This is a genomic window from Phytomonospora sp. NPDC050363 (assembly GCF_040655735.1).
Taxonomy (GTDB): Bacteria; Actinomycetota; Actinomycetes; order Mycobacteriales; family Micromonosporaceae; genus Phytomonospora.
On sequence record NZ_JBFAKK010000024.1, the window covers coordinates 44,363 to 56,823 of the forward strand.

The 12,461-nt window shown below is 70.9% G+C and carries 15 protein-coding genes; 9 read left to right on the plus strand and 6 right to left on the minus strand.

Features of this window, described 5'->3' with window-relative positions:
* Positions 1–5: 5 nt before the first annotated feature.
* A complete protein-coding gene (locus AB0I28_RS37655; protein WP_357500908.1) occupies positions 6–560 on the minus strand; it encodes a GNAT family protein in 555 nt (184 codons plus the stop codon).
* A 136-nt stretch (positions 561–696) separates the two neighbouring features.
* Complete coding sequence (locus AB0I28_RS37660) at positions 697–1,050, minus strand: hypothetical protein (RefSeq protein WP_357500923.1); 354 nt, start codon at positions 1,048–1,050, stop codon at positions 697–699.
* Here AB0I28_RS37660 and AB0I28_RS37665 point away from each other — a divergent pair.
* From AB0I28_RS37665 to AB0I28_RS37680, 4 genes are all read left to right on the plus strand, one after another.
* On the plus strand, positions 1,006–1,383 hold the full coding sequence (locus AB0I28_RS37665) for a TetR/AcrR family transcriptional regulator C-terminal domain-containing protein (RefSeq protein ID WP_357500921.1): 378 nt from the start codon (positions 1,006–1,008) through the stop codon (positions 1,381–1,383). The two genes, AB0I28_RS37660 and AB0I28_RS37665, sit on opposite strands and share 45 nt — an antisense overlap.
* Before the next feature lie 134 nt (positions 1,384–1,517).
* Positions 1,518–1,844, plus strand: a complete 327-nt coding sequence (locus AB0I28_RS37670) for a PadR family transcriptional regulator (RefSeq protein WP_357500909.1) — start codon at positions 1,518–1,520, stop codon at positions 1,842–1,844.
* Complete coding sequence (locus AB0I28_RS37675; RefSeq protein WP_357500910.1) at positions 1,841–2,197, plus strand: DUF1048 domain-containing protein; 357 nt, start codon at positions 1,841–1,843, stop codon at positions 2,195–2,197. Before AB0I28_RS37670 ends, AB0I28_RS37675 begins: the two co-directional genes overlap by 4 nt.
* A gap of 1 nt (position 2,198) precedes the next feature.
* On the plus strand, positions 2,199–2,525 hold the full coding sequence (locus AB0I28_RS37680; protein ID WP_357500911.1) for a DUF1048 domain-containing protein: 327 nt from the start codon (positions 2,199–2,201) through the stop codon (positions 2,523–2,525).
* Between the two features lie 28 nt (positions 2,526–2,553).
* Here AB0I28_RS37680 and AB0I28_RS37685 read toward each other — a convergent pair whose 3' ends face one another.
* Complete coding sequence (locus tag AB0I28_RS37685) at positions 2,554–3,177, minus strand: hypothetical protein (RefSeq protein ID WP_357500912.1); 624 nt, start codon at positions 3,175–3,177, stop codon at positions 2,554–2,556.
* A 181-nt stretch (positions 3,178–3,358) separates the two neighbouring features.
* On the opposite strand from AB0I28_RS37685, the gene AB0I28_RS37690 reads away from it, so the two are divergent.
* On the plus strand, positions 3,359–3,826 hold the full coding sequence (locus AB0I28_RS37690) for an RDD family protein (protein WP_357500913.1): 468 nt from the start codon (positions 3,359–3,361) through the stop codon (positions 3,824–3,826).
* Between the two features lie 159 nt (positions 3,827–3,985).
* On the opposite strand, the gene AB0I28_RS37695 is transcribed toward AB0I28_RS37690, so the two are convergent.
* The 3 genes from AB0I28_RS37695 to AB0I28_RS37705 all read right to left on the minus strand — a co-directional run bounded on the left by AB0I28_RS37695 (position 3,986) and on the right by AB0I28_RS37705 (position 6,414).
* Positions 3,986–4,357 (minus strand): hypothetical protein, encoded by a 372-nt coding sequence (locus tag AB0I28_RS37695; RefSeq protein WP_357500914.1) that lies wholly within the window; start codon positions 4,355–4,357, stop codon positions 3,986–3,988.
* Positions 4,358–4,500: 143 nt separating this feature from the next.
* Positions 4,501–5,145 (minus strand): LysE family translocator, encoded by a 645-nt coding sequence (locus tag AB0I28_RS37700; RefSeq protein WP_357500915.1) that lies wholly within the window; start codon positions 5,143–5,145, stop codon positions 4,501–4,503.
* 72 nt (positions 5,146–5,217) lie between these two features.
* Complete coding sequence (locus tag AB0I28_RS37705) at positions 5,218–6,414, minus strand: MFS transporter (protein ID WP_357500916.1); 1,197 nt, start codon at positions 6,412–6,414, stop codon at positions 5,218–5,220.
* A gap of 72 nt (positions 6,415–6,486) precedes the next feature.
* Between AB0I28_RS37705 and AB0I28_RS37710 the strand changes: the two genes are divergently transcribed.
* The 4 genes from AB0I28_RS37710 (at position 6,487) to AB0I28_RS37725 (ending at position 12,373) form a co-directional block, all read left to right on the plus strand.
* Complete coding sequence (locus AB0I28_RS37710) at positions 6,487–7,329, plus strand: LysR family transcriptional regulator (protein ID WP_357500917.1); 843 nt, start codon at positions 6,487–6,489, stop codon at positions 7,327–7,329.
* A 348-nt stretch (positions 7,330–7,677) separates the two neighbouring features.
* Positions 7,678–9,636: an amino acid transporter gene (locus AB0I28_RS37715; protein ID WP_357500922.1), complete on the plus strand. Its 1,959-nt coding sequence runs from the start codon at positions 7,678–7,680 to the stop codon at positions 9,634–9,636.
* A gap of 134 nt (positions 9,637–9,770) precedes the next feature.
* Positions 9,771–11,678: a glycosyltransferase family 2 protein gene (locus AB0I28_RS37720; protein ID WP_357500918.1), complete on the plus strand. Its 1,908-nt coding sequence runs from the start codon at positions 9,771–9,773 to the stop codon at positions 11,676–11,678.
* A gap of 209 nt (positions 11,679–11,887) precedes the next feature.
* Positions 11,888–12,373 (plus strand): hypothetical protein, encoded by a 486-nt coding sequence (locus tag AB0I28_RS37725; protein ID WP_357500919.1) that lies wholly within the window; start codon positions 11,888–11,890, stop codon positions 12,371–12,373.
* The last annotated feature ends 88 nt before the right edge of the window (positions 12,374–12,461 follow it).

Consider the following 12,461-nt stretch of genomic DNA (forward strand, 5'->3'; position numbering starts at 1 on the left):
ACCGCCTAGCGGTGGGCCTCCCAGTCGGAGCGCAACATGGCCATCAGGTGAGCGTCGATGCTCTCACCGTTCCACAGCAGGGCCTCACGCTTGGTGCCCTCGTAGACGAAACCGGCTTTCTCGTAGACGTGCCGGGCGCGCGGGTTGTGCGCGTACACCTCCAGTTCGACGCGGTTGACGCCGACGGTGGCGAAGGCGTGGTCGAGGATCAGCCGGGTCGCCTCACCGCCGAAACCGCGACCGAAGTGGCGCGAGCGGAACAACATGATCCGGAAGCCGCAGGACCGGTTGTCGGCGTCGAGTCCCGACAGGACCACCTCTCCGGCGACCTCGCCGCTCGCAAGCTCCACGATCGCCAGATCGAGGCGGTCGTCGTGGTCGGCGCGCGATCCGTACCAGGCCTCCAACTGCCCGACCGTGAACTCGGCGTGGGTGCCGGTGAGGCGGTCGACCTCGGGGTCGTCGGCGGCGGCGAAGACGGCCGCGTCGGCGAGGAGCACCGGTCGCAACTGGACGAGTGTGCCGGTGAGGGTCGGTTTGGCGGCGAAGGTGAGGGTCATGGAAGCGATCATCGCCGCAAGCCGTAGAGGCCGCAACGAGTTTCGGGCAGGGACTCCCGGGTCCTCGACTCGTTACCGGCCCGCTTGTGAGCGGGACGAGGGCGTCGCGTCCACGTCCCGCTGAAACGCCCGGACCTCAGCCGGCCCGCGCCGCCTGGATGATCTGGATCAGGTGGCTCAGGTCGTGCTCGAAGGTGAACTCCCGCAGGATCGTGGTGGGCCGCCCGTCGCGCAGGCGCCAGACGAACGCGTAGAGGACCGGCCGGTCCTCTTTGACGCGGCGCATGACGATCACACCGAAGTCGCCGAAGGTCGTGGTGGTGGGGAAGGTGGCGTCGGCTGCGGGCTCCAGGCTCATACCCCGCGCCTTCATGTCGGTGAAGCGCTGCATGAACCGCGCCTTGGTGATGGGCACGACCCGGCCGGCCTGGTCGACGCGCAGATTCTGGAACTCGTCGTCGTAGTTGTCGCCGAGCCGGTCGAGGTCCATGGCCTCACCGACGGCGCCCGCGTCGTGACGGGGGCGCGCCCGCAAAGCGCGCCGACGCTCGGACACCTGGCGGAGCACGCGACGGCCGCGGCCGTCGCGGCCGGACTGGACCTGCCCGACGCCGCCGCGCGCGTGTTCACCGCGCTCCACTTCACCTTCGGCCGCGCCATCGAGGAACAGGACTCCACCGGAGCGTCCCGCATGGACCCTTCCGAGGCCGCGAGCTTCGCCGAACGGTTCCCGACGGTCGCCCGCGTTCTCGAACACGCGCAACGGGAATCCCTGACCCCCCGGGACGCCTTCGACGCCGGGATACGCCTCATCCTGCGGTAGGACCGAGCCCGACCGACCCGGGGCCCACGGATTCGCGGTCGGCACGCGCTTCCACTCGACACGCCCACTACTCGGTGATACCGTGTACTGGTACTCGGTCTCACCGAGTACCAGGGCGATGAAGAGGACACACGATGGACGACCTGACGGAGATGCTGAAGGGCACGCTCGAGGGTTGCGTACTCGAGGTCATCGGCGCTGAGGAGACCTACGGGTACGCCATCACGCGCCGACTGAACGAACTCGGCTTCACCGAGGTCGCCGAAGGCACGGTGTACACGATCCTGCTGCGCCTGGAGAGGAACGGGCTCGTCCAGGTGACGAAACGCCCGTCCGGTCAGGGCCCGCCGCGCAAGTTCTACGCGCTCAACGACGCGGGACACGAGAGGCTCACGGCGTTCTGGGCGAAATGGGAGTACGTCACCACACGCATCGACAAGCTCAAGGAGGGCGGCCGATGAACTTCTGGGAGACCATCACCGGCAGCGATCTCACCAGGGACTGGCAGGCGTTCGAGGTCCGGGCCGCGGACCTGCCGCCGGAGCACCGCAAGGCGTGGGAGGAGATCAAGGCGCACCTGTTCGCCTACGGGGACTTCTCCGGCCGCAACCTGATGCCCATCTTCGACCACGCCCTGGGACTGCTCGAAGAGACGGCCGCCGACGGCCTGAGCGTCCACGAGGCGCTGGGCGACGACGTCGGAGGCTTCTGCGCGGCGCTCGCCGGAGGGCAAGGCGCCAAGACCTTCCGCGACCGGTGGCGCGAGCAGCTGAACAGGAACGTCGCGAGGAAACTGGACCGGCTGGGAGGCTGACGTGGGCATCAAGGACATCATCGACGGCAAGAAGCAGTGGCGGGCCCACCTGGCGCGCGTCAAGGCGCTCCCGCCGGACTACCGGATCGTCTACAAGGAGATACAGCGCTACCTCTTCAAGGTCGGACCGGTCGACCTGACCGAGGGGACCCTCCTCGCGGATCTCGTCGACTTCTTCGCACAGGGAGCCGCCGACGGCAAGGGAGTCCGCGAACTCATCGGCACCGACGTGGCCGCGTTCTGCGACGAACTCATCAAGGACTCGCGCACCTACGCCGAGATCTATCGGGAGTCGATCGGCCGGGCTTCGGGCACGGCCGAGAGGTGAGCCCCGCCGACGCCGTCCGGGAGCCGGCTCACACCGGGCCGGCGAGCTCGGGCAGGTTCGCGAGTTCCGGGGCGACCGTCGCCGTCTGATGGATCCTGCGCCCTTGTGCCCGCACCCACGACAGCGGATGGTCGGGGAACTGCGCGTCGAAGGCCGGGTCGTCTCCGCGATGGAAGGGCAGCGCGGTCTTCAGGTCCGGGGCGTAGGGGTGCGGCAGGATCCAGTTGTCGGGCCTGCCCAGCTTCGCGAAGAGGGCCGTTTCGCGAATGCCGGTGAAGTCGCCGGGGTTCCCTTCGGCCCCGAAGGCCGTGATCTGCGCGTAGCGCGTGGCCTTGGTGAGCGTGAAGACGGCGGCGAAGATCGTCCCCCGCGGGTTGCGAGGGTGCGGCATCTTCATGACCTGGTAGACGGCGCGGACACCGCCGAAGGGCACGAGGTCGGCTTCGATGATGCACCCCCGCCCCGCGAACATCTCGGCGAAGCCTCTTCGCAAGGTCGCGAGATCGGCCATCCACGCCGCGTTGAACGGAGGCCCTTCGTTGACGGCGACGTTGACCCCGTAGCCGGTGGCCGGATCCACCCAGACGGGTGATGCGCCCTCCCGCTCGAATCCGGTCGTGTCGAAAGCGATCGGCGGGTGCGGCGCACTCATCGGAAACCTCGCGTCGGTCGGCGGCACATCGCGTCGAGAACCCGTCCGCGCGACAGTCCACAGTGGTCGAAACAGACTATCCGGGACGGACGGCCCGTCAACCCGTCGCGGCATCCCGGGCGCGAGCGGGACAAGGGCCGCTCATGGCGCCTTCGGCGGCGGCCCGCTAGCCTCTCCTTCCATGGCTGCACGGAAGTTCGAGACCTTCGGCAACGGCACCCCCTATGTGCCCGCGGGACCCTGGGCGATGTTCTTCGCCTGGCTGATCGACTTCGTGGTGTTCGTGCTGGGATTCGCCGTGGCGTTCGTGGTCGCGGCCGGGGTCCTCGCCGGCCGCGACCTCAGCGGCGGCGTGATCCTGGCGGTCACCGGCGGACTCTTGTTCGCGGTGCCCTTGGTCTACGGCCTGTTCTACACCGGTGGGCGGGCACTCGGAGCCGTACTGACCGGCACCCGGCTGGTGCGGACGCGAGACGGCGGCCGGATCGGGGCGAAGGGCCCGTGGGCGATGCTCGTGCGCACGATCCTGCTGCCGCTGCTACTCGTCGCGGTGATGGTCGGCGGAGGGTACGCGCCAGGCTCGCTGAAGCGGATCAGCATCGACGCGGCGCGCACTCACCGACTGCGGACCGAGGGTCTGCCGGCCTGAGTCCGTCACCGCCCCAGCCACTCCCTCGGCAACGGGTCCGACACGCCGCGAAATGGCGCCGGGGGTACGGCGGGCATGGGCGACTCTCCGGGGCGAGGAGAAGCGGGCTCTTCGAGCGTGACCGGAGAGTGCTCGCGGCCCAGCCGTCGACGCCGCCGGTCAGATGATCCCGGGAAGTACGGCGGATGCCGCCGGCGGCAGGGAGAGGACCTCCAGCGCTTCGAGCACGTCTCCGCCGGGGCGTGCGGCGGCCTTGTGGTCGGCCGCCGCCTGTTCGAGCGCCCGGCGCATCCACCGCGACACCGACATGCCCGCAGCGGACGCGGCCTGGCGGATCCCCGCGTCGAGTTCGGGCGAGACGCGAAGCGTCTTGACCACGGTCGTGGGACCGGACTTGGGCGACCCGGCAAGCATCGCGGCAGCCTCGGCAGGCCGGAGAGGCGCGGCGATGTCGAGGTTCTCGATGAACTCGACGACATCGTCGGCCGAGCCGAACTGCAACCCCTCGTCGACCATCACTGATGACCCCATTCTTGAAAATCGAGGCGGCGAGCACGAACCGCCGGGACCGTTCTACCCACCTCGGGCACGGTTGGCAACCACCCGAATCGACATTGGACGCGAGCGAATCGTAGGAGACCTCCCGAGCGCCGCGAACGGCGGCTCTCGAGCCTCTACTTCGGTGCGGCGACGAGGCGTACGGCCAGGGCCGCGAAGACCGAGCCGCTGAAGATGCCGAGGCCGCGAGCCACCCGGCGGCTGCGTCGCAACAGGGAGGAGAGCCGGCCGGCGAGCAGGCCGATCGAGGCGTCGACGGCGAGGCCGGCGAGTACGAGGGTGGCCCCGAGGATCAGGAGCTGGCGGCCGACGTGTCCGAGGCCCGGGCTGACGAACTGCGGCAGGAAGACGACATTGAACAAGATCACCTTCGGGTTGAGCAGGTTGGTGACGGTTCCCTGCCAGAAGGCGCGCAGCAGCCCCGGTCCGGAAGCGCGTTCGGACGCCGCCCGCTCGTCCTCGGATCCGAGACCGGAGCGGTCGCGGAAGGCTTTGACCGCGAGGTAGAGAAGGTAGGCCGCGCCGGCCCAGCGGATCGCGTGGTACAGCACCGGGAGCGTGGTGAAGAGCGCGGAGAGACCGAGCACCGCGGCGACGGCGTGCACCAGGGCACCGAAGGCCACGCCCGTCGCGGCCATGACACCGGCGACCGGTCCGCCGCGGGCGCCCATCGCCACGACGAACAACATGTCCGGCCCGGGCGTGAGGCACAGGGCGAAGGCGGCGACCAGGAAGGCCGCGTACAGCGTCAGGTCCACCATGGCTCCCATGTTGATCAGCGGGCGGGGACGCGTCGACCGAATATCACGGCATGAGACGTTTCGGCGCGGGCGTCACGGGTGCGAGACGAGTTCTCGCGCGGTCGGGGTGCGGGCGGGCGAGCGCCGGGACAGCAGCCATCCGGCGAGCGCGGCGGCGATACCGGCCAGGCCCGCCGCCGCGAAACCGCCCGCGGGCGCGGAGACGTCGACGGCCACGCCGACGATCGGGGCGCCGAGCGCGAAGCCCGCGCTCTGTGCCGAGGACTGCAGTCCCGTCGCCTCGCCTCGCACGCTCGCCGGTGCCAGCCGGCTCACGCCCGCGGCCACTGTGGACAGTGTCGGGGCGGTGAGGAGCCCGATGCCGACGACGGCCAGGCACAGCCAGGGCCAGTCGCGGGCGAGTCCGGCGGGAATCGTCGCGAGTCCGAGCAGGCCCAGCAGCGGCCAGGTGGGAAAGGACCGGGGCAGGGCACCGTAGACGAGTCCGCCGGCGACGGAGGCGACGCCGAACACGGCCACGACCAGTGCGGCCCAGGACACCTGTCCGGCTTCTTCGAGCATGGCGACGATGGCGAGGTCGACGCCGCCGAGGAGCATGGTGACGCCCAGCGCCGCCGCGAGGACCGCGACCATGCGGGCGTTCAGCCATTCCCGGCGCGGGGGCCGTTCGGCAGTGACCGTCTCCGGCTCGTCCTCCCCGCGCAGCGGCGGGTCGAGCAGGGCGATTCCCGCTCCGCCCGCCACGATCAGGGCGCCGACGGCCCAGACCACGACGACGGGCGACAGCGTCGCCGCGCACAGGATCACCACCGCCGGACCCACCATGTAGGACAGTTCGCCCTGTACCGACTCCAGCGCGAACGCGGCCTTGCGCTGCGCGGCGGTGGTCATCGCGGCGATCGCCTGCCGTGTGACGGGCTGGGCCGGCACCATGAGCAGGCCCGCCGCGAAAGCCGCGGGCAGCAGGAGGGGGTAGGGAAGGACCGGCACGCTCAGCCAGAAGACGATCTGTGCGACGGCGGTGGCCAGCACCACGGTCCGCAGGCCGCGCCGGTCGATCGCACGGCCGAGCAGCGGGCCGCCGAGCGCAAGTCCGGCGGTGAGGGCCGCCGCGAGACCGCCGGCCGCCGCGTAGCTCATGTCGAGACCCAGCACGACGTACATGGTCAGCGCCATCACGTCGGCCGTGATCGCGGTGCGGGCGAGGAACGAGACGCCCAGCAGCGACGACATCCCCGGAACGGCGAGCACCTGTCGGTATCCGGTCACCCCTACGACGCTAGGACAGTCGACGGCCTATAGGTAGTGCTTAATTGGTTGCCACTGGCATAATGGGTTCTTATGCCTAAGGAACTGGAGACCGCACTGCTGCGGTCGTTCGTGACCGCGGTGCGAGCGGGCAGCATCAGCGGCGCCGCGAGCACGCTCGGCCAGACCCAGCCCGCGCTCAGCCAGCAGATGCGGAAGCTGGAGAGAGCCGTCGGCCGCCCGCTGCTGCACCGGTCGCCGTCCGGTGTCGCGCCGACCCGGGCGGGCGAGGAGCTGCTGCCCTACGCCGAGCGCATCCTGTCGCTGTGCGCCGAGGCGCTCAACGAGACCGGCCGCGCGCTGACCGGCCACTGTGGAGTAGCCCTGCTGGAGGACCTCGCCGCGACCCAGCTCCCGCAGGCCCTCGCCGACCTCGCGCGCCTTCATCCCGGTGCCACGCTGGAGGTGCTGAGCCTCCCGAAGTCCGCGACGCGGGAGGCATACGACGCCGGCCGCGTCCAGCTCGTGCTCGACGAGGTGCGCGACATTCCCGGACCGCCGCGCTGGACGACGCGGCGGCCGCTGGCCTGGGCGGTCGGTCCGGGCGTGGACGTCGCCGCCGACCCGCTGCCGGTGGTGCTGTTCTCCGAGCCGTGCTTCTGGCGGACCTCGCTGCTGGAGGCGCTGGAGCGCATCGGGCGGCGCCGGCACGTGGCCTTCGAGAGCAACAGCCTCGTCGGTGTTCTCGCGGCGGTGCGCGCCGGGCTCGGCGTGGCCGCGCTCATGCCCTCGAACCTCGAACCCGCCATGGCCCGCCACGACGCCGACGCCCTGCCGCCGCTCCCCGACGTCGAACTCGGTCTCGCGCGGCATCCGCGCACCGACGGTGATCCGCTGATCGACGCCGTGGAGACCGCGCTGCGGCGCACGATCTAGGCCGTGTCCTGGTCACGACGGCTCCTTCGGCGCCGCCGCCGGCCTGCCGAAGCCGTGCCGGAGCTGGGGTTCTTCCCGCCGGGGCCGCAATCTTGACGCGTTCTTAACGCGACCCCGGCCGGCCGCTGCGTAGCGTCGAAGTGCTGTATCCGTTCGGGCGCGGGCCGTTCGCCCGCGCCCGGCAGCCGTCGCACGGCGGGGAGAGCGCGCCCGGCTCTTCGGTGCCGCTCTCGGCGCCGGCACGTTCGGCGGCGGGCGTTCGCGTCCGCCGGCGCGATCACCGGACCTCCGCGCGACGCTGTCGACACGCGCGAAGGAGATCGGGTGGACGTTGAGGCCGAGTACGCGGTGCCGGCGTACCTGGACGGGCCGGGTAAGACCGGCAAGCCCGCGGGCCGTCTCGGCGGCTGGCTGCTCAAGCACCAGGTCCACCCCGCCGGCCCGGAGGCCGACCACGACCACGGCAGACCGCAGTCGTGGTGGAAGGTCATGTGCCTGACCGGCGTCGACTACTTCTCCACACTGTCCTACCTACCCGGCATCGCCGCGCTGGCCGCCGGCGCACTGTCCCCGCTGGCTACGCTGCTGATCGTCCTGCTCACCCTGCTGGGCATGCTGCCGATGTACCGGCGGGTGGCACGGGAGAGCCCGAAGGGCCAGGGCTCGGTGGCGATGCTGGAGAACCTGCTGCCGTTCTGGCGGGGGAAGCTGTTCGTACTGGTGCTGCTCGGTTTCGTGGCCACCTCGTGGATCATCACGATCACGCTGTCCTCGGCCGACGCGACCGTGCACATGGTGGAGAACCCCTACCTTCCGGCATTCCTGCACGGCCACGAGGTGCTGATCACCGTCGTGCTGCTGCTGATCCTCGGCGGAGTGTTCCTGCTGGGCTTCAGCGAGGCCGTCGGGGTCGCCATCCCGATCGTGGCGGTGTTCCTGCTCCTCAACGCGGCCGTCGTCGCCGCCGGGATCGTGCGCCTGATCGACAATCCCGCCGACCTGACCGCCTGGACCGACGCGCTGACCTCGGGCGGGGGCGGTCTCGGCGGCGTGCTCGGGCCGGCCGTGCTGGCGTTCCCGCTGCTCGTGCTGGGCCTGTCCGGTTTCGAGACCGGCGTGAGCATGATGCCGCTGGTCGCCGCGCAAGGCGCGTCGCCCGCCGAACGGCTGGAGTCGCGCATCCGCAACACCCGCAAGCTGCTCACCGTCGCCGCGCTGATCATGTCGGTCTACCTGCTCACGACGAGCTTCCTGACCACCGTGCTGATCCCGGCCGAGGAGTTCGAACCGGGCGGCGCCGCGGCCGGCCGCGCGCTGGCCTACCTGGCGCACGAGCTGCTCGGTGAGGGCTTCGGCACCGCCTACGACGTCGCCAGCATCGTGATCCTGTGGTTCGCCGGCGCCTCGGCGATGGCCGGCCTGGTCAACATCGTGCCCCGCTACCTGCCCGCCTACGGCATGGCGCCCGAGTGGGGCCGGGCCGTGCGGCCGGTCGTCATCGTCTACACGATCATCAGCGTCGTCATCACCGTCGCGTTCAAGGCCGACGTCAACGCCCAAGCCGGCGCCTACGCCACCGGCATCCTCGCGATGATGGTCTCGGGAGCCGTGGCCGTCACCATCTCCGCCGTGCGGCGCCGCCAGAAGGCCGCCGGCGCCGGGTTCACCGTCCTCACCCTGATCCTGCTGTACGCGCTGGTCGAGAACGTCATCGAGAAGCCCGACGGGATCACCATCTCGGCGATGTTCATCGCCGGGATCATCGTGGTCTCGCTGATCTCGCGGGTCTCGCGCACCACCGAGCTGCGCGCCGAGCGGATCGAGTTCGACGAGACGGCCCGCCGCTTCATCACCGACTCGATCGCCTTCGACGGCAAGCTCAGCATCATCGCCAACCGCCGCCAGGCCGGCGACGCGGCCGAGTACGCCGAGAAGGAGGGCACCCAGCGCGACATGAACCCGGTGCCGAACACCGCCGACGTGCTGTTCCTGGAGATCGACGTCGTGGACCCCTCGGAGTTCAGCAACACGCTGTCGGTCAAAGGCGTCGACGTCGACGGGTACCGCGTCCTGCGCACCGACAGCCCGGCCGCGCCCAACGCGATCGCGGCGATCCTCCTCGCGCTGCGCGACACCACCGGCGTCCGGCCGCACTGCCACTTCGAGTGGGCCGAGGGCAACCCGCTGATGCACATGCTCCGCTACCTGATCCTCGGGCGCGGCGACACCGCGCCGGTCGTCCGGGAGATCGTCCGCGCGGCCGAGCCCGACCCGGCGCGGCGCCCGGGAATCCACGTGGGGGGCTGACGGGGAGAACCCCGTCAGCCACGCTCGCGCGGCTGACCCCGGCCCACCGAGTTCCCACACGCGTCGCAGCGAAACCGTCACGGCCGGTCCGCTCGGGTTGGTGGCGTGCTCCGAGGGCGGGTTAGGATCCGCAGGTGCCTGCCCTTATGCCTGTCCCGGCGGTTTCCGTGATCATCCCGGTCTACAACGTCCGCCCCTGGCTGGGCGAGTGCTTCGAGTCACTGCGACGCCAGACGATCGGGATGGAGAACATCGAGATCATCGCCGTCGACGACCGCTCGACCGACGGTGGCTGGGAGGAGCTCCAGCGGCTCGCGGAGGACTTCCCGCAGCTGACCGTCGACCGGCTCGCGGCCAACTCCGGCGGTCCGGGCGCCCCGCGCAACCGCGGACTCGACAAGGCGACGGGCACCTTCGTGTTCTTCCTCGACCCCGACGACTACCTCGGCGACGAGGCGCTGGAGCGCATGGTCGCCACGGCCGAGCGCGTCCCGTCCGACGTCGTGGTCGGCAAGATCGTCACGCCCGAGGGGCAGGTGGACCGGGCGCCGAAGTCGATGTTCGCCCGCACGGTCGACAAGGTCGACCTGTACGACTCCAAGGTCTTCAACAGCCTCGGCCCGTGGAAGCTGTTTCGCCGCAGCCTCATCGAGGACCACGCCATCCGCTTTCCTGAGGGAGTGCCGAGGCGCGAGGACGGCCCCTTCACCAGCCGCTGCTTCCTCAAGGCCCGCGCGATCTCGATCATCGCCGACTACGACTGCTACTACCTGCGCACCCGCCCGGACGGCTCGAACGCGACCTCGCAGCGGCCGGACTACCCCGCCCTGCTCACCATCGCCGACGACCTGATCGACGCCGTCTTCGAGCACCTGCCGCCCGGCCCCGAACGCGACTACCTCATCCGCCGGCACGTCCGCATCGCGATCATGAGCGCCTTCAAGGGCTGGTGGCTGGCCAACCTCTCCCCCGAGGAGCAGCGCCAGACCTTCGACCAGGCGCACGCCATGCTCGACAGGTGCCTCACCGACGGCGTCCTCGCCGGACTCGAACCGGTCTGGCGGCTGCGCTCAAGCCTGGTCGCGCGAAACGAGTTCGACGCCTTCATGAAGGCGCTGCCCGTCACCTTCCAGGCCGAGCCCTCCGCGGTCGTCGAGGACGGGCGGGTCTACATCCCGTTCAGCTACTTCCGTGACCCGGAACTGGCCATTCCGGACAGCGTCTACGAGGTCACCGACCGCCTCCGCGTCCAGCACTCCCTGGACGGACTCACCTGGGGCCACGACGGCCTTCACGTGCGGGGCGCGGCGTCCATCGCGCACCTCGCCGACCGCGAGGCGTCGGTGCGACTCCTCCTGCGCGAACGGACGACCAAGGCGGCGGTCGCCGTCCCGGCCACCGCCGCCGCGACCGCGACCGGTGAGCCGGCGACCTTCGAAGCGCACATCGACCTGGCCACCGCCGACGGCGGGGCGCCGCTGCCCGCCGGCATGTGGGACATCTCCGTCGAGGCCACCGCCGAGGGCGTCACCCGCGAGGCCCGCCTGGGATCTCGCCGCGACGAGGCGATCGGCACCGACCCGGCGTCGCACGCCGTCGCCCATCACCCCGGCACCGAGGTCGTGGCCACCACCTACTTCAGCAGGTACGGCAACCTCGGCATCGACGTCGGTGAGCGCACTCACACCTCGTTCCCGCAACCGCGCCTGGCCTCGCTGCGCAGTTCCACGACGGGCCTGCGCCTTGACGTGGACTACCCGGACGCCTCGGACGCGGGGCTGTCCGCCGAGATCCGGCTCGTTCGCGATTCGACCACGCGGTCGGTTCCCACCGAGGTCACCGCCGATGGGAGCGGCCTGCGGCTGAGCGCCGCCTTGGCGCTTCCGGTCCTGCGGCTGCGCCCGGGTGTGTGGGACGCGCGGGTCCTCATCACGAGCGGCGACCTGCGCCGCGAGGTGGTGCTCAAGGACGGCAAGGGCAAGCCGGTGCGGGTGAACGTGCTGCCGAAGTGGGGTGCTCTGCGCGGCCGCTTGGGCAAGTAGGCGCCACGGCGATCAGGACCGTTTCGTTCGCTTCGACTCCGGACCATCTCCGACCTGCGTGAACGCGACGACCGCGACCAGCGCACCACCGGCCTCGACCTTCTCCTGAGCGGCTTCGGCGCACCGGCGGCTGACGGCCGTCCGCCCTCCCGGGATCATGGTCCGGACGGCCGCCGCGCCCGTGCTCGTCACCGTGGTTGACTGCCCAGGTGACGCTGCTGCTCGTACTCCTGGTGCTGTGCGGGCCGGTCGCCGCCTTCCTGCTCGTCCGGTGGGGCGTTCGCGGGCTGCGGCGAGACCGCCGGCCCGGCCGGACGCCGCGCGCGCAGGCCGCGTTCCTCGGGGCCGCGGCCGTCATGCTGTACGCGTGGGGGCTGCTTCACGTCACCTTCGCGGTCCTGGAGGCCGAGGACGGGGGGACCGGCTCCTACCCGCTGCGGCCCTGCCGGACGGCCGACGAACCGGACCGGGCACTGCGCGTCGACGGCTACCACGTGAACTTCGTGCCGCCCGGTTTCGTGTGCGAGTCGCCCGACGGCGACTACACCGCGCCGGTCGTGCCCGGCCTCGTCGGCCTCGCCGCGCTCGGCACTGCCCTGGCGGCCGGAGTCGCCGCCACCGCGGGCGCGGTTCAGGCCCGGGGCGCCGCGACAAGGCAGCCGGTCAGCGGCTCCCCGGGCCGTCGCGAGCCCTAGGGCGTGTCGTCAAAGTGGTGGATGATGGTGTGGTGATTCGTCGGTATGAGTTGTCGGATGCCGAGTGGGATGTGCTGTCGGTTCTGCT